Annotated in this window: 19 protein-coding genes; 10 read left to right on the forward strand and 9 right to left on the reverse strand. The window is 70.5% G+C overall.

The features are described 5' to 3' along the window. Positions 1-1,464: an MFS transporter gene (locus ACXJKD_RS08830; RefSeq protein WP_457254107.1), complete on the forward strand. Its 1,464-nt coding sequence runs from the start codon at positions 1-3 to the stop codon at positions 1,462-1,464. On the opposite strand, the gene ACXJKD_RS08835 is transcribed toward ACXJKD_RS08830, so the two are convergent. Then, entirely contained in the window at positions 1,461-1,997 is a 537-nt protein-coding gene (locus tag ACXJKD_RS08835) for an amino-acid N-acetyltransferase (RefSeq protein WP_457254108.1), read from the reverse strand. The two genes, ACXJKD_RS08830 and ACXJKD_RS08835, sit on opposite strands and share 4 nt — an antisense overlap. Positions 1,998-2,079: 82 nt before the next feature. Continuing rightward, on the reverse strand, positions 2,080-3,264 hold the full coding sequence (locus tag ACXJKD_RS08840; RefSeq protein ID WP_457254109.1) for an LCP family protein: 1,185 nt from the start codon (positions 3,262-3,264) through the stop codon (positions 2,080-2,082). A 31-nt stretch (positions 3,265-3,295) separates the two neighbouring features. On the opposite strand from ACXJKD_RS08840, the gene ACXJKD_RS08845 reads away from it, so the two are divergent. Beyond that, positions 3,296-3,613 carry a DUF305 domain-containing protein gene (locus tag ACXJKD_RS08845; protein ID WP_457254110.1) on the forward strand — a complete coding sequence of 106 codons (318 nt, stop codon included), beginning with the start codon at positions 3,296-3,298 and terminating at the stop codon, positions 3,611-3,613. A 161-nt stretch (positions 3,614-3,774) separates the two neighbouring features. Here ACXJKD_RS08845 and ACXJKD_RS08850 read toward each other — a convergent pair whose 3' ends face one another. The 3 genes from ACXJKD_RS08850 to paaK form a co-directional block, all read right to left on the reverse strand. After that, on the reverse strand, positions 3,775-6,297 hold the full coding sequence (locus ACXJKD_RS08850) for an ATP-dependent Clp protease ATP-binding subunit (RefSeq protein ID WP_457254111.1): 2,523 nt from the start codon (positions 6,295-6,297) through the stop codon (positions 3,775-3,777). A 384-nt stretch (positions 6,298-6,681) separates the two neighbouring features. Continuing rightward, complete coding sequence (locus ACXJKD_RS08855) at positions 6,682-7,194, reverse strand: hypothetical protein (protein WP_457254112.1); 513 nt, start codon at positions 7,192-7,194, stop codon at positions 6,682-6,684. 85 nt (positions 7,195-7,279) lie between these two features. Next, entirely contained in the window at positions 7,280-8,557 is a 1,278-nt protein-coding gene (gene paaK, locus ACXJKD_RS08860; protein ID WP_457254113.1) for a phenylacetate--CoA ligase PaaK, read from the reverse strand. Positions 8,558-8,711: 154 nt separating this feature from the next. Here paaK and ACXJKD_RS08865 point away from each other — a divergent pair, with 154 nt between their 5' ends. From ACXJKD_RS08865 to ACXJKD_RS08885, 5 genes are read left to right on the forward strand one after another with little or no spacing between them, the layout of a single operon-like run. After that, the gene (locus ACXJKD_RS08865; protein ID WP_457254114.1) at positions 8,712-9,593 is read left to right on the forward strand and encodes a S1C family serine protease; all 882 of its coding nucleotides are present in this window, start codon (positions 8,712-8,714) and stop codon (positions 9,591-9,593) included. Between the two features lie 24 nt (positions 9,594-9,617). Next, on the forward strand, positions 9,618-10,655 hold the full coding sequence (locus ACXJKD_RS08870) for an AAA family ATPase (RefSeq protein ID WP_457254115.1): 1,038 nt from the start codon (positions 9,618-9,620) through the stop codon (positions 10,653-10,655). Then, complete coding sequence (locus ACXJKD_RS08875) at positions 10,634-11,569, forward strand: DUF58 domain-containing protein (protein ID WP_457254116.1); 936 nt, start codon at positions 10,634-10,636, stop codon at positions 11,567-11,569. Before ACXJKD_RS08870 ends, ACXJKD_RS08875 begins: the two co-directional genes overlap by 22 nt. Then, positions 11,566-12,552 (forward strand): VWA domain-containing protein, encoded by a 987-nt coding sequence (locus ACXJKD_RS08880; protein WP_457254117.1) that lies wholly within the window; start codon positions 11,566-11,568, stop codon positions 12,550-12,552. The genes ACXJKD_RS08875 and ACXJKD_RS08880 overlap by 4 nt, the downstream gene beginning before the upstream one ends. Before the next feature lie 2 nt (positions 12,553-12,554). After that, a complete protein-coding gene (locus ACXJKD_RS08885) occupies positions 12,555-13,655 on the forward strand; it encodes a VWA domain-containing protein (RefSeq protein WP_457254118.1) in 1,101 nt (366 codons plus the stop codon). Between the two features lie 56 nt (positions 13,656-13,711). Here ACXJKD_RS08885 and ACXJKD_RS08890 read toward each other — a convergent pair whose 3' ends face one another. The 3 genes from ACXJKD_RS08890 to ACXJKD_RS08900 all read right to left on the reverse strand — a co-directional run bounded on the left by ACXJKD_RS08890 (position 13,712) and on the right by ACXJKD_RS08900 (position 16,370). Next, entirely contained in the window at positions 13,712-14,386 is a 675-nt protein-coding gene (locus ACXJKD_RS08890; RefSeq protein WP_457254119.1) for a slipin family protein, read from the reverse strand. Between the two features lie 384 nt (positions 14,387-14,770). After that, entirely contained in the window at positions 14,771-15,397 is a 627-nt protein-coding gene (locus tag ACXJKD_RS08895) for a CGNR zinc finger domain-containing protein (RefSeq protein WP_457254120.1), read from the reverse strand. Positions 15,398-15,542: 145 nt separating this feature from the next. Then, the gene (locus tag ACXJKD_RS08900) at positions 15,543-16,370 is read right to left on the reverse strand and encodes an Fpg/Nei family DNA glycosylase (RefSeq protein WP_457254122.1); all 828 of its coding nucleotides are present in this window, start codon (positions 16,368-16,370) and stop codon (positions 15,543-15,545) included. Between the two features lie 50 nt (positions 16,371-16,420). Between ACXJKD_RS08900 and ACXJKD_RS08905 the strand changes: the two genes are divergently transcribed. The 3 genes from ACXJKD_RS08905 to ACXJKD_RS08915 all read left to right on the forward strand — a co-directional run bounded on the left by ACXJKD_RS08905 (position 16,421) and on the right by ACXJKD_RS08915 (position 18,985). Then, complete coding sequence (locus tag ACXJKD_RS08905; RefSeq protein ID WP_457254123.1) at positions 16,421-17,065, forward strand: PadR family transcriptional regulator; 645 nt, start codon at positions 16,421-16,423, stop codon at positions 17,063-17,065. Positions 17,066-17,211: 146 nt separating this feature from the next. Beyond that, the gene (locus ACXJKD_RS08910; protein ID WP_457254124.1) at positions 17,212-18,228 is read left to right on the forward strand and encodes an ATP-binding cassette domain-containing protein; all 1,017 of its coding nucleotides are present in this window, start codon (positions 17,212-17,214) and stop codon (positions 18,226-18,228) included. A 1-nt stretch (position 18,229) separates the two neighbouring features. After that, positions 18,230-18,985: an ABC transporter permease gene (locus ACXJKD_RS08915; protein ID WP_457254125.1), complete on the forward strand. Its 756-nt coding sequence runs from the start codon at positions 18,230-18,232 to the stop codon at positions 18,983-18,985. A gap of 20 nt (positions 18,986-19,005) precedes the next feature. On the opposite strand, the gene ku is transcribed toward ACXJKD_RS08915, so the two are convergent. Further along, positions 19,006-19,887 (reverse strand): non-homologous end joining protein Ku, encoded by an 882-nt coding sequence (gene ku / locus ACXJKD_RS08920; RefSeq protein ID WP_457254126.1) that lies wholly within the window; start codon positions 19,885-19,887, stop codon positions 19,006-19,008. Positions 19,888-19,989 lie beyond the last annotated feature (102 nt).

Below are 19,989 nucleotides of genomic sequence, written 5' to 3' on the forward strand. Positions count from 1 at the left end.
GTGAGCGTGCCCCCCGGCGACCCCCCACCCACCGCTGCCACCCCCGGATCGAAGACCACCGGTCGCCGGGCCGCCCGGGCGCTGCGCGTCGGGGCAACCCGCACGGGTCGGGTCGTGGGGCGCGGCACCCTGGCCGGGGCGAGGCTGGCGGGGCGGGGCAGCCGGGCCGGGGCCCGCCGGGCCCGCGCCTACACCCACTCGGCCGGAGCCGGCGAGAGCGGGCTCGCGCGGCTCGTGGAGCTGCACTTCGTCAACCTGATGGGCGACGCCGCGCTCACCGTCTCGCTGGCCGGCACCATCTTCGCCATCCCCACCGACGAGGCCCGGGGACAGGTGGCCCAGTTCCTCGTCCTCACGATGGCACCCTTCGCGCTGCTCGCCCCCTTCATCGGACCGCTGCTCGACAGGTTCCGGCACGGTAGGCGCTGGGCCATCGGCACGACCCTCGCGCTCCGCGCCTTCCTGTGCTGGGTGCTGGCCGGGGCCGTCGCCAACGACTCGCCCTGGCTGTTCCCGGCGGCGCTCGGCTGCCTCGTCGCCTCGAAGGCCTACGGCGTCACCCGCGCCTCGGCCGTCCCCCGGCTGCTGCCACCCGGCTTCAGCCTGGTCAACGCCAACTCCCGCAACGCGCTCGCCGGGGTCGCTGGCATGGCCGTGGGTGGTGGCCTCGCAGGGGCCGTCGCCCGAGTGGGCCCCGAGTGGTCCCTGCGGCTGGCGTTCGTCATCTACGTCGTGGGCACCGTGCTGGCGATCCGACTCCCCTCCAGGGTCGACTCCAGCACCGGCGAGCAGGACATCGAGGACACCGGCCCGCTGCCCGTCCCGCGCCGCGAAGGCCGACGGCTCGGGCTCTTCCAACGGCTCCGGGCCCGGGTCGCGGCCCTCCCGGTGACGGTGCTCACCGCCCTCTGCAGCGCCATCGGCGCCCGGCTGCTGACCGGGTTCCTCACCCTGTTCATGGCCTTCCTCATGCGCGAGCACCCCCTGCCCGGGCACAGCGGCACCTTCGTGCTCGCCCTCGTCGTCGGCGCGGCCGGCGCGGGCAACGCGCTCGGCACCGTGGTCGGCAACACCCTGCGCCGGCTGCGGCCCGACCTCATCATCGCGGTGGCCCTGATCGCCGACGTGCTGGCAGCCCTCGCCGCGGCGCTGTTCTACTCGCTCACCACCCTGCTGGTCCTCGGGCTGGTGGCAGGCCTGGGGGCGCAGCTGATCAAGCTGAGCAGCGACGCCGTCGTGCAGCGCGACATCGACGAGACGGTCCGCACCAGGGTGTTCGCGTGGTCCGAGACGGTCCTGCAGATCGCCTGGGTGATCGGCGGGGGGATCGGGATCGCGCTGCCCCTGATCCCGCGCCTCGGCTTCGGCGTCATCTCCGCGCTACTGCTCCTGGTGCTGGCCACGTCCGTGCGGATCAGGATGACCCGCCACCACCGACCGCACGCCACCCCACTCCCGGGCTAGAGAGTTCTCAGCATGCGGGTGTTGCCGAGGGTGTTCGGCTTGACCCGCTCGAGGTCGAGGAACTCGGCGACACCCTCGTCGTAGGAACGGACGAGCTCGGCGTAGACCTCGGGCTCGACGGCCTGTCCCTCGATCACGTCGAAGCCGTGTCGGGTGAAGAAGTCCACCTCGAAGGTCAGGCAGAACAACCGCTCGACCCCCAGCGCCCTCGCATCGCTGACGAGCGCCTCCATGAGCAGCGACCCGACCCCGTGGCCCTTGGCTTCGGGCCGCACCGCGAGCGTGCGGATCTCGGCGAGGTCCTCCCACATGACGTGCAGGGCGCCGCAGCCCACGACGACCCCGTCCTGCTCGGCCACCCGGAACTGCTGGAGGGCCTCGTAGTAGGTCACGGCGTCCTTGGACACCAGCACCCGGGAGTCGGCATGCGGCCGGACGATCTCGCGGATCGTCCGGATGTCGCTGGTGCGCGCCGCCCGGATCGTGACCGGCCCGGCCGGCGTCGCGGCGCCAGCGGTGTCGGGCTCAGGCACCGCGGGCTCAGGCGCGGTGGGCTCAGGCGCAGTGGGCTCAGGCGCAGTGGGCTCAGGCGCGGTGGGCTCAGGCGCGGTGGGCTCAGGCACCGAGGCGGCCGTTCTTCATGTCCCGGAAGATCGACCTCGCCCCCGAGCCGAGCAGCACCACGGACTGGCCCTCGCGGGTGCCGATCGCGCCCGGGACGACCTTGTTGGGCACCCCGGCCCCGGTGTTCACGTAGAGGCTGGCGCACAGGTTGAGGACCTCGCCGACGGTGAGGTCGGTGCTCAGGTGGGGCCCCATCTTCGACAGCAGGCCGGCCAGGGCGCCCGGCCCGGCCTTGCGCGCCATGACCATGCCGGCCTTGATCAGCGCGCCCTGGTTGGCGGACCGGCCGAAGTCACCGTTGGAGAGGTGCTTGCGCTCCCTGGCCAGGGCCAGCGCGTGCTTGGCGTCCAGCTTGTTGGTGCCGGGCTTGACGATCCGGAAGCCGTCCACGCTCTGCACCGAGCGCGACGCGACGAACACGATGCCGCCGAGGCTGCGCACCATCGCCCGGAACCCCTTGAAGCCGGTGATGACGTAGCCGTCGATCGGCACGCCACTGGCGCGCTCGATGGTCGTGACCATGCCGCCGACCCCACCGAAGACCAGGGAGGCGTTGACCTTGGCGTTTCCACCGGTCGACAGCGGCACCCACGAGTCGCGCGGGATGCCCACGATGCCGCCCACACCCTTCTTCGCGTCGACACCGATGATGTGGAGCGCGTCGCCGCGGCACTTGGTGACCGGCTGCGGGTTGCGGGCGTCCGATCCGATCGCGAGGATCCGCATGGTCGGGAACGGCGGACGGTAGACCGACAGCGACGGCCACCAGCCGCCGACGACCTTCCAGGCGGTGCCCTCCTTGACCAGCAGCGTGAGGTCCTTGCCCTGCACCACGGTCGCGATGGGCGAGCCCTGCCAGGTGCCGGTGGAGCCGGTCACCTTGAGTGGGGCGGTGCGGGTCTTCCGCTTCCCCAGGGCCGCGCCCACGCTGGCGGTGGTGACGGACACCCGGCCCCCGAGGTAGAGAGCGCTCATCGCCGCCAGCAGGTCGGCAGGCAGTCCGGCTCCGGTCACCCCCGGCGGCGCAGCGGTGGCGCTGCTCGTCGTCGACGACGGCGTCGTGGTGCTGCTCGACGCGGCCGGCTTCGGCTTGTCGCTCGAACAGGCGGCGATCGTCAGGGGGGCGGCGAACAGCCCCAAGAGGAGCGTACGGCGGGGGAGGGAGGACTCAGACACGCGCTCCAATGTATGCCGCGACCCGCCGCCGATGCGAAACGGTCCGCCGGCGGGCTGCCACGGGTTTGCCCGCGGCATACCGGACCCGCGCACGGCCGGGGGGACGACGAGGTGGCCCGGCATGGCGACCCAGGCCCAGCTGCGCGAGCTCAAGGACGCCAGGGGCGCAGCGGCCGACCGGCTCTGGCTCACGCTGATGACGGCCCACCACGAAGGCGCGCTGCGGATGGTGGTCCAGCAGCACCGTGACGGCACCGACGATGTCGTGACGCAGATGGGCGACGAGATCCACGTGACGCGGTCAGTGCAGATCGGCTACCTGCGCGAGATGCTCGACCGCCGCGCCTGAGCCGTCCCGGCCACCCGCCCGTCGCTACCTCATGCAAAAGGCGAGTTAGCGCCCCTCATGGGTGTCGCTAACTCGCCTTTTGCATGAGTGGCCGACAGGCGAGGTATGCCGCGTGGTGACCACGCGGCATACCTCGCCTCGATCGTGCTTGGGGTCGTGCCTCAGCCGGCGTCGGCCGAGTCGCCCACGGTCTCCACGACCGGGAGCTCGATGCTGCCCGGGTGCGGGGTGCCGACGAAGGTGAACGTGCCGCTCTTGCCCTCGCCCTCCGCCCCGACGAGCACCAGCTCGCCGGCCTTGAGCTCGCCGTAGAGGATCTTCTCGGACAGGACGTCCTCGATCTCGCGCTGGATGGTGCGACGCAGCGGGCGCGCACCGAGCACGGGGTCGTAACCCTTGAGGGCGAGCACGTTCTTGGCCTCGATGGTGAGCTCGATGCCCATGTCCTTGTCCTTGAGCCGCTTGTCCAGCTTGGCGATCTCGAGGTCGACGATGGCGACGATCTCTTCGCGCGTGAGCTGGGGGAAGACGATGATGTCGTCGACGCGGTTGAGGAACTCGGGACGGAAGTGCTGCTTGAGCTCGTCGGTGACCTTGTTCTTCATGCGGTCGTAGTCACTGCGGGTGTCCGCGCCGGCCGAGAAGCCGAGCGAACCCTTGGTGATGTCCCGCGTGCCGAGGTTGGTCGTCATGATGATGACGGTGTTCTTGAAGTCGACCATCCGGCCCTGGGAGTCGGTGAGGCGGCCGTCCTCGAGCACCTGCAACAGCGTGTTGAAGATGTCGGGGTGGGCCTTCTCGACCTCGTCGAACAGCACGACGGAGAACGGCTTGCGGCGGACCTTCTCGGTGAGCTGGCCGCCCTCTTCGTAGCCGACGTAGCCGGGAGGCGAGCCGAAGAGCCGCGAGACCGTGTGCTTCTCGGAGAACTCCGACATGTCGAGCTGGATGAGGCTGTCCTCGTCGCCGAAGAGGAACTCGGCTAGCGTCTTGGCGAGCTCGGTCTTACCGACACCGGTCGGACCGGCGAAGATGAACGAGCCACCGGGACGACGCGGGTCCTTCAGACCGGCGCGGGTGCGACGGATCGCCTGGGACATCGCCTTGATGGCGTCGTCCATGCCGACCACGCGCTTGTGCAGCTCGTCCTCCATGTGGAGCAGTCGGCTGGACTCCTCCTCGGTGAGCTTGAAGACCGGGATGCCGGTGCTGGCAGCCAGGACCTCGGCGATGAGCTCCTCGTCGACCTCGGCCACGACGTCCATGTCGCCGGACTTCCACTGCGTCTCGCGCTCCGCCTTGGCGGTGAGCAGCTTCTTCTCGTCGTCCCGCAGGCTGGCGGCCTTCTCGAAGTCCTGGCCGTCGATGGCCGACTCCTTCTCCAGCCGCACGGCCGCGATCTTCTCGTCGAACTCGCGCAGGTCCGGCGGTGCGGTCATCCGGCGGATGCGCAACCGCGCGCCCGCCTCGTCGATGAGGTCGATCGCCTTGTCGGGGAGGAACCGGTCGTTGATGTAGCGGTCGGCGAGGTTGGCCGCGGAGACGAGGGCGCCGTCGGTGATGGACACCCGGTGGTGCGCCTCGTAGCGGTCGCGCAGGCCCTTGAGGATCTCGATCGCGTGGCTGAGCGTGGGCTCGGCGACCTGGATCGGCTGGAACCGGCGCTCGAGGGCCGAGTCCTTCTCGATGTGCTTGCGGTACTCGTCGAGCGTGGTGGCACCGATGGTCTGGAGCTCGCCACGGGCCAGCATCGGCTTGAGGATGCTGGCGGCGTCGATCGCGCCCTCGGCGGCACCCGCACCCACGAGGGTGTGGATCTCGTCGATGAACAGGATGATGTCGCCGCGGGTGCGGATCTCCTTGAGGACCTTCTTGAGCCGCTCCTCGAAGTCACCGCGGTAGCGGCTGCCGGCGACGAGGGCGCCGAGGTCGAGGGTGTAGAGCTGCTTGTCCTTGAGGGTCTCGGGCACCTCGCCCTTGACGATGTCCTGCGCCAGGCCCTCGACGACGGCGGTCTTGCCGACGCCGGGCTCACCGATCAGCACCGGGTTGTTCTTGGTGCGGCGGGACAGCACCTGCATGACCCGCTCGATCTCCTTCTCACGCCCGATGACCGGGTCGAGCTTGCCCTCACGGGCAGCCATCGTGAGGTTGCGGCCGAACTGGTCGAGCACGAGGGAGCCCGCGGGGGTGCCCTCCTGCTGGACGTTGCCGGTCAGGCCGGCGCCCGAGCCGCCCTCCTTGCCCTGGTAGCCGGAGATGAGCTGGATCACCTGCTGCCGCACGCGGTTGAGGTCGGCGCCCAGCTTGACGAGGACCTGGGCGGCGACGCCCTCGCCCTCGCGGATGAGGCCGAGCAGGATGTGCTCTGTGCCGATGTAGTTGTGGCCGAGCTGCAGCGCTTCGCGCAGGCTCAGCTCGAGGACCTTCTTCGCCCGGGGCGTGAAGGGAATGTGGCCACTGGGGGCCTGCTGGCCCTGGCCGATGATCTCCTGCACCTGCTCGCGGACCGACTCCAGCGAAATGCCGAGGCTCTCCAGAGCCTTGGAGGCGACGCCTTCACCCTCGTGGATGAGACCGAGCAGGATGTGCTCCGTGCCGATGTAGTTGTGGTTGAGCATGCGCGCTTCTTCCTGCGCGAGCACGACCACCCGACGGGCCCGGTCGGTGAACCGTTCAAACATCTTCTGCTCCTGCCTATCGAGATCACCTCGATGCTATCCGTGCGACGCGGACCCGGCGTACGCCTTCCGTTGACCGATACCTGATCGGGACGAAATAAGCCCTGTCGAACGACTCGTTGGGGGAACGCGGGGCACTCCCCCACTGTTCCCCGCCCTGAGCCGAGTCGGCTCATGTTCGCCGTGGGCGGACGCCGGGGGTATGCCGCGGGGCCGGGTTCAGGCCGCGGGGCCAGCCACCCGGCATACCTCCCCTTTATCGGGTGTAGGGACTTGGTTGCGCTTCACCCGAKAACGCTTCTCGGGTGAAGCGCAACCTTCCTGCTCAACCCGATAAAGGTGAGACGGGGTATGCCGCGGACGCCGGGGCATGCCGCGGGGCCGGGTTCAGGCCGCGGGGCCCTTCTTGCGCACCTCGTCGACGTGGGCCATCGCCTCGCGGAGCTCGCCGAGCCAGCTGTCGGACTTCTCGCCGACGAGCTTGACGCACCAGGCCAACGCCTCGGAGCGCGACTTCGCGACACCGGCCTCGACGAGGGTGTCGAGCACCTTGCGCTCGGACTGGCGCAGCCGCGTCATGACGGGGGCCGCCAGGTGGGTGAAGAGGGCCTCGGTCTCGCCGACCCGCACGCCCCACGAGACCTTGCGGCCGCTGAGGTGCTCCAGCTCGCGCGCGATCTCGATGCGCCGCTCGCGGGTGTCCTCACGGAAGGACTTGATCCGGCCCCGGGCGGCGATGGTGCGGTCGGTGTCGTCGGGGTCGTCGCCGAGGTCGGGCTCGGCGAGGTCACCGATGATGATGAGCTCGTCGCGGTCGCGGGTGACCTCGACGGGGCCGGTGAACCAGTCGGTGGGGAGTCGGCCGGCCAGCCAGGCTTCCGCAGTGGTCTTGGTAGTCATGTAATGATGATTACACCGTTACGGTGTTAAGGGAATGGCTGTCCGCTGTCGGCGAACTCGGGCCCCGCCAGCAGGGCCCGGCTCCTCAGCGCGGACGCTGGTCGCTGATCCGCTTCGCCTTGCCGAGCGAGCGTTCGAGGGCGTGCGGCTCGAGGACCTCGACCCGGATCGTGACACCGACCCGGTCCTTGACCTTCGTGCGCAGGGCGCCGGCCATGAAGGCCCGTTGCTCGGCCGTCGAGTCGGCGGCCGAGGCCTCGACCTGGACGGTGAGCTCGTCCATCCGACCCGGTCGGGTCAGCACGCAGAGGTAGTGCGGCGTCAGCCCCTCGATGCTCAGCAGGTGCTCCTCGATCTGCGAGGGGAAGACGTTGACCCCGCGCACGATCATCATGTCGTCGCTGCGCCCGGTGATCTTCGCCATCCTGCGGAACTGCGGGAAGGCGGTCCCCGGCAGCAACGTCGTGAGGTCCCTGGTGCGGTAGCGGATGACGGGCATCGCCTGCTTGGTGAGCGACGTGAAGACGAGCTCCCCCTCCTGCCCGTCGGGGAGCACCTCCCCGGTGACGGGGTCGACGACCTCGGGGTAGAAGTGGTCCTCCCAGATGTGCAGGCCGTCCTGGGTCTCGCCCGACTCCTGGGACACGCCCGGACCGATCACCTCGGACAGCCCGTAGATGTCGACGGCGCGGATGTTGCTGCGGCGCTGGACCTCCTCGCGCATCTGCTCGGTCCACGGCTCGGCGCCGAAGATCCCGATCTCGAGCGACGTCGACTTCGGGTCGATGCCCTGCGCCTCCATCTCGTCGAGGATCCCGAGGAAGTAGGACGGGGTGACCATGATGATCCGCGGCCGGAAGTCCTGGATGAGCTGCACCTGCCGCTCGGTCATGCCACCACTCACCGGCACGACGGTGCAGCCGAGCCGCTCCGCGCCGTAGTGAGCGCCGAGCCCGCCGGTGAAGAGGCCGTAGCCGTAGACGACGTGCAAGAGGTCGCCAGGTCGCCCGCCGGCCGCCTCGATCGAGCGCGCCATCACCTGCGCCCACATGTCGATGTCGTCGCGGGTGTAGCCCACGACCGTCGGCTTGCCCGTCGTGCCGCTCGAGGCGTGCACCCGCACCACCTGCTCGCGAGGCACGGCGAACATCCCGAACGGGTAGTTGTCGCGCAGGTCCGCCTTGGCAGTGAACGGAAAGCGCGCGAGGTCGGCCAGCTCGTGAAGGTCGTCGGGTCGGATGCCTGCGGCGTCGAACGCGGCCCGGTAGTGCGGCACGTTCTCGTAGGCGTGGGACAGGCTCCAGCGCATCCGGTCCAGCTGGAGCGAGCGCAGTTCCTCGACGGTGGAGACGACGTGGTCCATGTCCAGCAATCTACGGCCGCGTCCCGGTCGTCGGTATGCCGCCGTGACCGGCCGGCGCCGAGGACGGCGCGACCCTGTCTCGCGAACCTGAGAGTTGCCCGTGAATCCCGGTCTCCCGTATCGCGCGACGAGGATCGGACGTACGCTCCCAAAGGTGGACCGGCTCGGCTCGCCTCTTGTCGTCGATCCGCCCCAGGGGGTGGCCGACGAGGACCCGCGCGCCCCGGGTCGGCGGGCCCGGCTGACCCGGTTTGCCCAAGCCCACCGGCGCTGGCTGGTGGCAGTCCTCCTCGTCGCAGCGCTGCTCGTCGTGGGCACCTACGCACTGACCCGAGGACCGGAGACTCCCCCAGTCACCGCCTCCGACGTCGACAAGGCCGTCCAGGGCGGCATCGCCAAGGCCCAGGAGGAGGCGGCCAAGGCACCCCCTGACGCGGCCGCGGCATACCGGGTCGCCCTGCCCTCGCTCGTGACCATCGGGACGCGACTCACCAACGCCAAGGGTGCGCAACGCGGCACCGGCGCCGGGGTCGTCGTGAGCGCCGACGGCTCGGTGCTGACCGCACTCCACGTGGTCGACGGGGCCAACAGCATCGAGGTGACGTTCTCGGACGGCACCAAGTCGCCCGCGAGCATCAAGGAGAAGGACAAGGCCACCGACATCGCCGTCCTCGCCCCCGAACGGCTCCCCCAGGTCGTCGTCCCGGCGGTCCTCGGCGGCGGCGCGCGGGTCGGCGACCCCGTCTTCGCCCTCGGACATCCGTTGGGGCTCAACGGATCCCTCTCGGCAGGGGTGGTCTCCGCACTCGACCGCAAGATCACGGTCAACAGCAACCAGACCCTCGAGGGCCTGATCCAGTTCGACGCGGCCGTCAACCCCGGCAACTCGGGCGGACCCCTGCTCGACAAGGGCGGCCAGGTGATCGGCATCGTCACCGGGCTGGCGAACCCGTCCGAACAGAACTTCTTCGTCGGCATCGGCTTCGCCGTGCCCATCGCCACCGCCGGCGGCGTCGCCGGCAGCCCACCGCAGTAGCGCATCGCACCCCGAGGAGAGCGCATGGAACCGCACCGCCCCGATCTCGGTCGGCAGCACCCGTTGGAGCAGGCACTCTACGAGGTCAAGAAGACCATCGTCGGCCAGGACCTCCTGCTCGAGCGCATGCTCGTGGCGCTGCTCGCGCGCGGACACCTCCTCGTCGAGGGGGTCCCGGGCCTGGCCAAGACGATGGCGATCAAGACGCTGGCGCAGGCCGTCGGCGGCGAGTTCCAACGCATCCAGTTCACCCCCGACCTGGTGCCGGCCGACGTCATCGGCACCCGGATCTACAACCAGAAGGACGGCGAGTTCCAGGTCTCCCTCGGGCCGGTCTTCGCCAACCTCGTCCTCGCCGACGAGATCAACCGCGCCCCCGCCAAGGTCCAGAGCGCCCTGCTGGAGGTGATGCAGGAGCGCCAGGTGACCATCGGGCGCGAGACCTTCAAGGCCCCCGACCCGTTCCTCGTGATGGCGACCCAGAACCCGATCGAGTCGGAGGGCACCTACGCGCTTCCCGAAGCGCAGGTCGACCGCTTCATGCTCAAGACCCTCGTCGGATACCCCACTCCCTCAGAGGAGTTCGTCGTCGTCGAGCGGATGACGACGACCCACGAGGCGGCCCAGCGGGTGCTCGAGCCGGGGCAGCTGGTCGAGTTCCAGAAGCAGGCCGACGCCGTCTACGTCGACCCCGCGGTGATCGAGTATGCCGTGCGGCTGGCGAGCGCGACCCGCTCACCCGGGGCGGTCGGACTGCCCGACCTCGCGCGCTACCTCTCGTTCGGGGCAAGCCCGCGCGCGTCGATCAACCTGGTCCTCGCCGCAAAGGCCCTGTCGTTCCTGCGCGGGCGTGACTTCGCCCGCCCGCAGGACGTCCGCGACCTCGCCCGCGACGTGATGCGCCACCGCCTCGTGCTGTCGTACGAGGCCCTCGCCGAGGGCCTCGGCGCGGACGACCTGCTCACCCCGATCCTCGACGCCGTCAGCATGCCGGACGTGCCGCTGCGCGACCGTCCACAGCCCCAGACCACCGAGACCTCGTGGACGACCGGACCGCGCTGAGCACCGGACCACCCGGGTCCGGTTCGTCGACGCCACTGACCGCCGAGCGCCTGCTCCGGCGGTTGGAGTGGCGCGTCGTGCGCCGGCTCGACGGACGGTTGCAGGGCGACTACCGGACGCTCTTCCGCGGGACCGGGATCGACTTCACCGACCTGCGCGAGTACGAGCCGGGGGACGACCTGCGACACATCGACTGGAACGTCACGGCTCGCATGGACACGCCCTACGTGCGGGAGTACGTGGAGGACCGCGAGGTCACGGCGTGGCTCCTCCTGGACCGCTCGGCGTCGATGGGCTTCGGGCCCGTGGACCGCCAGAAGTCGTTGGTGCTGGCCGAGATCGCGACGACGATCGCCCACATCCTGGCCCGGGGCGGCAACCACGTCGGCGCCGCGATGTTCGACGGCGACATCGCGACCATCCCGCCCGGACAGGGCCGCAAGCAGGTGCTGCGGATCAGCCAGGCGCTGCTGCGCCCGCCCACCCCCAACCCGACCAAGGACACGACGGACCTGTCGCGGCTGCTGAGGGCGGCGCTGGGCCTCGCCCGCCGTCGGTCGCTCCTGGTCATCGTCTCCGACTTCATCACCCAGCCGGGGTGGGAGCAGCCCCTGTCCCTGCTGACCCGGCGCCACGACGTGGTCGCCATCCAGGTGGTCGACCCGCGTGAGTCCGAGCTGCCCGCGGTCGGCATGGTCTACGTCGAGGACGCCGAGACCGGTGAGCAGATCTTCGTCGACACCAACGACCCGGTCTTCAGGGAGCGGCTGGCGGCTGCGTCGCAGCAGCGCCAGGAGGAGCTCGTCGCCGCAGCCCGCCGGGCCGGCACCGAGATCCACCCCGTCGCGACCGATGACGACCTGGTGCGCGCCCTGGCCCGCATCTCCGAGCTGCGGCGACGGAGGCGGCAATGACCTTCACGTGGCCGCTCATGCTGTTCTCCCTGCTCGCCGTGCCCGTCCTGGTCATCGCCTACCAGGCCCAGCTGCGTCGGCGTGAGCGCGGCCGGGCCCGGCTGGCCGCCGAGGGCCTGGTCGCCGCATCGGCCGGACGCCCCGACCGCTGGCGGCACGTCGCGCCCTTGCTGCTGCTCGCGGCCCTCACGCTCCTGCTCGCCTCGCTGGCGCGACCTGCGGCCACGGTGGCCGAGCCACGGCGGGAGGGCACCGTCATCCTGGCCTTCGACGTCTCGACGAGCATGGCTGCCAAGGACCTCGCGCCCACCCGGCTGGACGCCGCGAAGGCGGCGGCCCGTGCCTTCGTCGCGAAGCAGCCGTCGACGATCCGGCTGGGCGTCGTCGCGTTCGGCGACTCGGCCGTCATCGCCCAGCAGCCCACCACCAACCGCCCGGAGGTGCTGGCCGCCGTCGAGCGGCTCACCCCCCAGGGCGGCACGGCCCTCGGCCGCGGGATCGTCTCGTCGATCAGCGCCATCGCGGGCAAGCCGATCAGCGTCGACGAGACCGGACAGGACGGCACCGCAGGGGGTGACGACCTCGGCTACTACGGGTCGGCGGCGGTGGTGCTCCTGTCGGACGGTGAGAACACCACCGACCCGGACCCGCTGGTCCTCGCCGAGCTGGCCTCCACCGCGGGAGTGCGGATCTACCCGATCGGGCTGGGCAGTCCACAGGGCACGGTGCTCGAGGTCGACGGCTTCCAGGTGGCGACCCGGCTCGACGAGGCCATGCTCAGGCAGATCGCCGAGACCACCGACGGCACCTACTACGCCGCGAGCGACACGGCCGCCCTGAGCAAGGTCTACAACGACATCGACCTGACCTGGACCGCCCGCACGGAGGAACGCGAGATCACGTCGTGGTTCGCGGCCGCGGCGGCGCTGCTGCTCCTGCTGGGCGCCGGGGTCTCGGTCGTCCGATCGGGACGGGTGATGTAGCCGTGTCGTTCGCCCTCCCCTACGCGCTGCTGGGCCTGCTGGCCATCCCGGTCCTCGTCGCGGCATACCTCTGGCAGCTGCGTCGGCGACGCCGCAACGCGGTGCGCTTCTCCAACGTGGCCCTCATCCGCGCGGTGATCCCCCGCCAGCGGATGTGGCGGCGACACGTGCCGCTGGCGCTGGTGCTCGGCAGCCTTGCCCTGCTGGGGCTGGCCGCGGGACGACCACAGGTACGCGCCGAGGTGCCGATCTCGAGCTCGGCGGTGATCCTCGCCGTGGACGTCTCGGGGTCGATGTGCGCCACCGACGTCGACCCCAACCGGCTCGCGGCGGCGCAGGAGGCCGTGCGGCAGTTCATCGACCAGCAGGACGACCGCACCCGGATCGGCCTCGTGGTCTTCTCGGGGTTCGCGCAGGTCGCCGTGGCGCCGACGACGAACAAGGACGACCTGCTGAAGGCGGTGGACGGGCTGACCACGGGTCGGGGCACCACGATCGGCGCGGCGATCCTCAAGTCGATCGACGCCATCTCCGAGATCAACCCGTCGGTGGCCCCGGCTGACACCGGTGACGGCACCGGCGAAGGGCCCGACGCGCAGACGCCCACCCCGGGCACTCCCACCCCCGCCCCGGAGAAGGCCAAGACGGTGCCCGAGATCGTCGTGCTCCTCACCGACGGCGCCAACACCCGTGGCGTGACCCCGGAAGAGGCCGCGGTGCAGGCCGCGGCGCGCGGGGTGCGGGTCTTTCCGATCGGCTTCGGCACCACCGAGCCGACCCAGATGGTCTGCACCAGCGACCAGCTCGGGGGCGGGCTCTTCGACGGCCCACCCGGGGGCTTCGGTGGAGGGCTCGGGCCCGGCGGCCGCAACTTCCTGGTCGTCGACGAGGAGGCCCTGCAGGCCGTGGCCCGGACCACGGGCGGCGAGTACTTCAAGGCCAGCGACGCCGACCAGCTCCAGGGAGTGCTCAACGACCTGCCCAAGCACGTGGACGTCCAGGAGCGCGACGTCGAGGTCAGCGTGGCGTTCGCCGGACTCGCGGCCCTGATGCTGCTGCTCGGCCTCTGGCTCGCCGGACGCTGGACCGCGCACCCCCAGTGACGACCGCGTGGTCGGCCGGGCAGCTCCCGCAGGTGACGACCTGCAGGAGCTCCCGGTCACGCGTCGTGCAGGGGCTCGGCAGCCCCGACCCGCAGCACCAGCTGCGTGCCGATCGGCGCCGACTGCACCAGCCGGAGCTGGGCCAGCGCCGGGTGGGCGTCGAGCAGCTTGGCGCCGTTCGCCAGCGAGCGCAGGGCCGCCGTCTCCGCGCGGGCCGCCTCGAGCTGTGCCGCACCACGGTGGCGCGCGGTCAGGAGCTCCGCTGCAGCGTGCCGGACCTCCGCCGGGAGGATGACGTCCTTGACGACGACCTCAGCCACATCGACCCCGACCCGCTGCGCCACGAGCGCGGTCGCGGCGGTGATCCCCTCGATCGGCAGGACGGCACCGCGCGCCGCGAGCGCCTCCACCGGGGCGCCCGCGAGCGCGTCGCGCAGCGCCACCTGGGCTGCGAGGTAGACGGTGCCCAGCGGGTCGGCCGACTGCTCGACGAACGCCACCGGGTCACCGACGGACCACCGGACGGTGGCGGTGACCTTGACCGGGACCGCGTCGGAGGTCAGGACCTCCTGCGGCGACAGCGCGAGCAATGCGTCACGCAGGTCGACCCGGACGTAGCGCGACCCACGGACCCGACGGTGCCGCCCCGCGGGCAGGACCTGCTCGAGCTTTCCGTGGTGGTAGCGCAGCGCGCACTCGCGCGCGTTGACGGTGATGGTGAACAGGTTCATGGTGGCGACCTCCTTCAGGTATGCCGCGGGGTTGCGTTGGTGGTGGACGTATTCGGATGTGGTACAGCGTCTTTGGGTGGGCGGGCGACGCCGGCAGGCGACGGTGCATGCGGGACCGCGAGCCGTCCGTGGTCACGTCCGGCTGCGGCCTCAAGGCATGCCCCGACGATCCCCTGACCGACGCCGCCCCTTCGAGGAGTTGAACCCCGTAGGTGTCGTGGACACCGTGATACCTGGCCTGCCTGGGCAGACTTGGCATCGAGGACGGGACGACGCGCAGGACCGACTGTGGCACGCCACGTCTGCTGCTGACCCATCCCCGCCGTCGACCATCGTGGCGGACGGACCGAACCCCACGCCACCGAGTTTTCGCCGCTCGGCGGGTCAGCTCGCGGACTCGACCCGCTGGCGCTCCGCGTGGGCAGCGACCTTCGCGCGGTTGCCGCAGGACCGCATGCTGCACCAGCGACGCCGACCTCGTGGGTCGAGGAAGAGCCACCCGCACTCGTGGCCGGGGCAGGCGTGCAGGGTCGTGAGGTCCACGCCGGTCAGCGCCTGGGCGCCTGACCAGGCGAGGCTCGACAGGGGTCGGTCCAGCCCGCCCCCGACGTCCCACGTCGGCCGGGGACCCGGCAGGAGGTGCAGCTGGGTGAGGGCCGGCTGCACCAGGCGGGAGAGCGCGCGGACCGCGCGCTCGTCACCGGGGTCGAGCAGCGCCGATCGCAGGCGTGCCCGCAGCTCGCGAGCCCCGACGAGGACCTCCTCCGCGTCGCGCTTGCGCGTGGCCGCACGACGGCGCAGGGCAGTGACCGAGCGCGCGTCGAGCAGGCCCACCTGCTCCACGAACACCGCCAGGTGGTCGTAGGACTTGAGGAAGTCGCCCGTGACGGGCTCCCCCCATCCGGCCAGGGTGTTCACGAAGTCGAGCGCCGGGTGCCCACCCACCGGTCGGGGCAGCACGAGTCCCCGGACCTCGACCCAGAAGGGACCCTCGACGACCTCGTCCACCACCGCTTGACCTCTCCTCGGGGTCGCGCTTGCCTGCTAACCATTGAAATGATCATAACTGGTTAGGAATCCAATGGCTATGGCGCCCGCACCCTCACCCTCGGGCCGAACGGGTCGTCGATCGACGGGTGCGCCGAGCTCGCCCAGGTCAACGACGGCGCTGGCATCGCCCGCACCAGAACAGGTTTCGTCCACCGACGACGCTGGTGCGGATCCGCGACCCGCAGACCAGGCACGGCTCGCCCTGTCGCTTGTAGACGTAGGAGCTGCGTTCCGTGAGGCGGTCCACGTGGCCGGCGGCCAGGCGAGCCCGGACCTCCTCGACCTGCTCCTCGACGGTGACGATCTTGCCGGTCGCCACCCCCAGGGGGAGCAGGTCGACGAGGTCGAGCCAGATGGCGTCCCAGGTCGCGCGCCGGATCTCGCGCCCCGGGCGGAACGGGTCGACGCGTCTCCTGAAGAGCACCTCGCTGCGGTAGACGTTGCCGACCCCGGCCAGCACCGACTGGTCCATGAGCAGCTCGGCGATCGTCTTGCTGCTGCGCGAGATCCTTCGCCACGAGAGGTTCGGATCCGGTTCCGGGCGTAGGGGATCCGGCCCGAGACGCGAGGTCACCGCCTCCACCTGTTCGGGCGTGATGACAGCGCACAGGTTCGGGCCCCGCAGGTCGGCGACGTGGTCGTCCGTGGCCAGCCGCAACCGCACCTGGCCCACGATCGGCACCTCACCGGCATACCGGTGCTCGTCGATGGTGAACGTGCCGATCAGGCCGAGGTGCACGTGCAGCCAGGCGTCGCCCTCGAACTCGACGAAGAGGTGCTTGCCCCACGAGGTCGCGTGCAGGAAGGTGCGCTCCGAGATCAGCGCCGCCCCGGCGGCGAAGCGACCCTGGGGGCTCGTCGCCGTGGGCTGCGTGCCGCGGTATGCCGCGTCGAGGTCACGGGCGAGCGCGAACAGGGTGTGGCCTTCGGGCATGGGGCCATCATCACGGGTTGTCGAGGACGGTGCCTCCTACACTGCACCCCATGGCGGCCACCGAGACCCGACTCCTGCTGCTCGGCACCGTCATGCTGTTCGAGCCGGTCAACGGCTACCAGCTGCGTCGTGAGCTGCTGTCGTGGCAGGTCGAGGACTGGGCCCACGTCAACCCGGGCTCCATCTACTCGGGCCTGGCCACCTTGGCGAAGCAGGGCAACCTCGACCGGCACGACCTCGTCGACGGCAGTCGTGAGGTGGCGGTCTACACGAGCACCCCGCTCGGCCGGCGCGAGTTCGAGAAGCTCTGGCGCGAGGCAGTGGAGACGCCCGACCTGTTGTCGCCACTGCCGTTCCACACCGGCATGGCGCTGATGCCGTTGATGAGCCGGACAGCCGTGCGCGAGGCCCTGCAGACCCGGCTCGCGAACCTCGACGCCACGACGCGCGACCAGCTGGCGCGCGAGGTCCCGGCCGAGGCGGTGCCGCCGCACGTGCTCGCCCTGGCCGACCTGTGGATGGGCATGGGGCAGACCGAGCGGGAGTGGCTGGTGAACCTCATCGCCCGCGTGGACCGCGGCGACTTCGGCCTGCGCGGCGAGCCGGCCGACTGGCAGGCCCCGGACGACGACCCCGGCTGGCAGATGGCCACCGACCGCCAGCGCTACGTGGAGCTGATCGCCCGTCAGCGATGAGTTCCTGTCGGTGGCCCGGTCTACGTTGGTGAGGGCCGGGCCGGCAGGCGGCTTGACGTCCCTCTGTTCAATGTTGAACACTACGGTTGTTCAAGTTTGAACACAGGTCGAGTTGGCAGACGGATGAGCAGGCAAGGGAGCGGGCGATGATCCACGCACGAGGTCTGGTGCAGACCTTCCAGACGCGCGAGGGCCGGAAGAAGGGCGAGGTGCGTGCCGTCGACGGGGTCGACCTCGACGTGGCGGAGGGCGAGGTCGTCGGGTTCCTCGGGCCGAACGGCGCGGGCAAGACCACGACGCTGCGCATGCTGACCACGCTGCTGCGCCCCACGGCGGGCACGGCCACGGTGGCCGGCTTCGACGTGGTCAAGGACTCCGAGAAGGTCCGCCGGTCGATCGGCTACGTCTCGCAGAGCGGTGCCACGGGGCAGTTCGCGCGCGCCGGTGACGAGGTGGTCGACCACGGGATGCTCTACGGCATGTCGTCCGCCGACGCCCGTCGTCGAGGGCAGGAGCTGTTCGGCCAGCTCGACCTCGAGGGCCTGTGGGGGCGGCAGCCGAAGACCATGTCCGGTGGCCAGAGGCGCCGCCTCGACATCGTGATGGGGCTGATCCACGAGCCGACGCTGGTCTTCCTCGACGAGCCGACGACGGGCCTCGACCCGCAGGCCCGGGCCAACCTCTGGACCCACATCGCCGACCTGCGCAAGCGGCGCGGGGCAACGGTCTTCCTCACCACTCACTACCTCGACGAGGCCGACGCCCTGAGCGACCGGATCATCGTCATCGACCACGGCAAGATCATCGCCGCCGACACGAGCGACAACCTCAAGGCGCAGGTGTCCGGCGACCTCGTCGACCTCGAGGTCGCCGACCCCGACCTCGTCGCCGAGGCGGCCAAGCGGCTCGACTCGATCGCCGAGGCGGGCAGCGACGGCCGCGACGCCGTGGAGGTTGACGGCAACCACGTCCGCGCCCGCGTCCAGCGCGCCGGCAAGGCGGTGCCCGGGCTCCTGGCCGACCTTCGTGACGCCGACATCGACCTCGAGTCGATCGAGGTCCTGCGCCCCACCCTCGACGACGTCTTCCTCACCCTCACCGGCCGCTCACTGCGTGACGCGGAGGCCTCTGCCCCGGCCGACTCGACCTCGAAGGAGAAGTGACATGCAGTTCCTGCGCGAGTCCTTCATCGTCTTCCGCCGCCAGCTGCGGATGAACCTGCGCAACCCCGCCTGGGTGCTGATAGGCCTGATGCAGCCGATCCTCTACCTGTTCCTCTTCGGTCCGCTGCTCAAGCCGATGGCCGAGCAGCTCGGGGTCCAGAACACCTGGACCTTCTTCGTCCCGGGCATGCTGGTCCAGCTGGGCATGTTCGGCGCGTTCTTCGCCGGGTTCGGGCTGATCTCCGAGTGGCGTGACGGCGTCATCGAGGCCGAGCGGGTCACCCCTGCGAGCCGCACCGCCCTGCTCATGGGACGGCTCTGGCGCGACCTGCTCCAGCTGCTCGTCCAGGCGCTCGTGCTGGTCGGCCTCGGCTACTGGGTCGGGATGGACGCTCCGCTGGGTGGGGTCGTCCCCGGGGTCCTGCTCACCCTGCTCGTCGGTGGCGCCTGCGCCGCGGCGTCCAACGCCCTGGCCCTCACCACCAAGAGCGAGGACGTCATGGCGCCGGTCATCAACGTCGTGATGATGCCCGTGCTGTTGCTGTCGGGCATCCTCCTGCCGATGACCATCGGGCCCGACTGGCTGCAGCGCACCAGCGACTTCATGCCGTTCCGCTGGATCACCGACGGGGTGCGCGGGTCGTTCCTCGGCGACTTCGGAGCCAACGGCGTGCTGTGGGGCAGCGTCTGGGCCGTCGTGCTCTTCGCCATCGCGCTCTGGTGGGGCACGGCGACGTTCCGCAAGGAGAACGCCTAGCCCCACCGGCCGGGGCGCGGTCAGCTGGCCTTCTTGGCCGCCTTCTTCGTGGTGACCTTGGACGCGGCCTTCTTGGCTGCGGCCTTCTTGGCCGCAGGCTTGGCGGTGTCGGACGTCGACTCCCCGCGGGACGCCTTCGCCTTGTCGACGGACTTCTTGAGGGCCGCGAGCAGGTCGACGACCTCGCCCGACTCGTCCTTGGACTCGGGGGCGAACTGGACCTCGCCGCCCTCGACCTTGGCCTTGACGAGCGACTGGAGCGCGGCGGCGTAGTCGTCCTCATAGTCGTCGGGCTGGTAGTCGCCGGCGAGCTGCTCGATGAGCAGGTCGGCCATGGCCAGCTCCTGCTTGGTGGCCTTGGCGTCGTCGTCGAGCGTCGCGAAGTCGGGCTTGCGGATCTCGTCCGGCCACAACATCGTCTGCATGAGGATGACGCCCTCGTGGACGCGCAGCACGGCCATCGTCATGCGGGTGCGGATCGAGACCGTCACGACGGCGACGCGGTTCTCCTTCTCGAGCGCGTCCCGGAGCAGGATGTAGGGCTTGGTCGACGCCTTGTCGGGCTCGAGGTAGTAGGACTTGTCGTAGAGCATCGGGTCGATCTGCTCGGCGGGGACGAACTTCTCGACCGAGATCTCCTTGCTGCTGCTGGCCGGGAGGTCCTTGAAGTCCTCGTCGGTGAGGACGACCATCTCGCCGTCCTCGGTCTCGTAGCCCTTGGCGATGTCGTCGTACGACACGATCTCGCCGTCGATGCTGCAGATCCGCTGGTACTTGATCCGGCCGCCGTCCTCGCGGTGCACCTGCCGGAACTGCACGTCGTGGTTCTCGGTGGCGGAGTAGAGGCGGATCGGCACGTTGACCAGGCCGAAGGACACTGCGCCCTTCCAGATCGCTCGCATGGTGGTCGTCCTCTCCATCGGCCTGTCCGCAGACAAGCCCCCGTCCCTGGCGAGACACCTCCGGCCTCGCACGTGGGAACCAGCCTATGCGTCAGGATGGCC

This window comes from Pedococcus sp. P5_B7 (assembly GCF_054049895.1).

Coding starts and splice junctions, on each gene's coding strand:
- ACXJKD_RS08845 (WP_457254110.1), top strand. CDS start 3,296: ATGCGAAACGGTCCGCCGGCGGGCTGCCACGGGTTTGCCCGCGGCATA.
- ACXJKD_RS08850 (WP_457254111.1), bottom strand. CDS start 6,297: ATGTTTGAACGGTTCACCGACCGGGCCCGTCGGGTGGTCGTGCTCGCG.
- ACXJKD_RS08855 (WP_457254112.1), bottom strand. CDS start 7,194: ATGACTACCAAGACCACTGCGGAAGCCTGGCTGGCCGGCCGACTCCCC.
- paaK (WP_457254113.1), bottom strand. CDS start 8,557: ATGGACCACGTCGTCTCCACCGTCGAGGAACTGCGCTCGCTCCAGCTG.
- ACXJKD_RS08870 (WP_457254115.1), top strand. CDS start 9,618: ATGGAACCGCACCGCCCCGATCTCGGTCGGCAGCACCCGTTGGAGCAG.
- ACXJKD_RS08880 (WP_457254117.1), top strand. CDS start 11,566: ATGACCTTCACGTGGCCGCTCATGCTGTTCTCCCTGCTCGCCGTGCCC.
- ACXJKD_RS08890 (WP_457254119.1), bottom strand. CDS start 14,386: ATGAACCTGTTCACCATCACCGTCAACGCGCGCGAGTGCGCGCTGCGC.
- ACXJKD_RS08900 (WP_457254122.1), bottom strand. CDS start 16,370: ATGCCCGAAGGCCACACCCTGTTCGCGCTCGCCCGTGACCTCGACGCG.
- ACXJKD_RS08905 (WP_457254123.1), top strand. CDS start 16,421: ATGGCGGCCACCGAGACCCGACTCCTGCTGCTCGGCACCGTCATGCTG.
- ACXJKD_RS08910 (WP_457254124.1), top strand. CDS start 17,212: ATGATCCACGCACGAGGTCTGGTGCAGACCTTCCAGACGCGCGAGGGC.
- ACXJKD_RS08915 (WP_457254125.1), top strand. CDS start 18,230: ATGCAGTTCCTGCGCGAGTCCTTCATCGTCTTCCGCCGCCAGCTGCGG.
- ku (WP_457254126.1), bottom strand. CDS start 19,887: ATGCGAGCGATCTGGAAGGGCGCAGTGTCCTTCGGCCTGGTCAACGTG.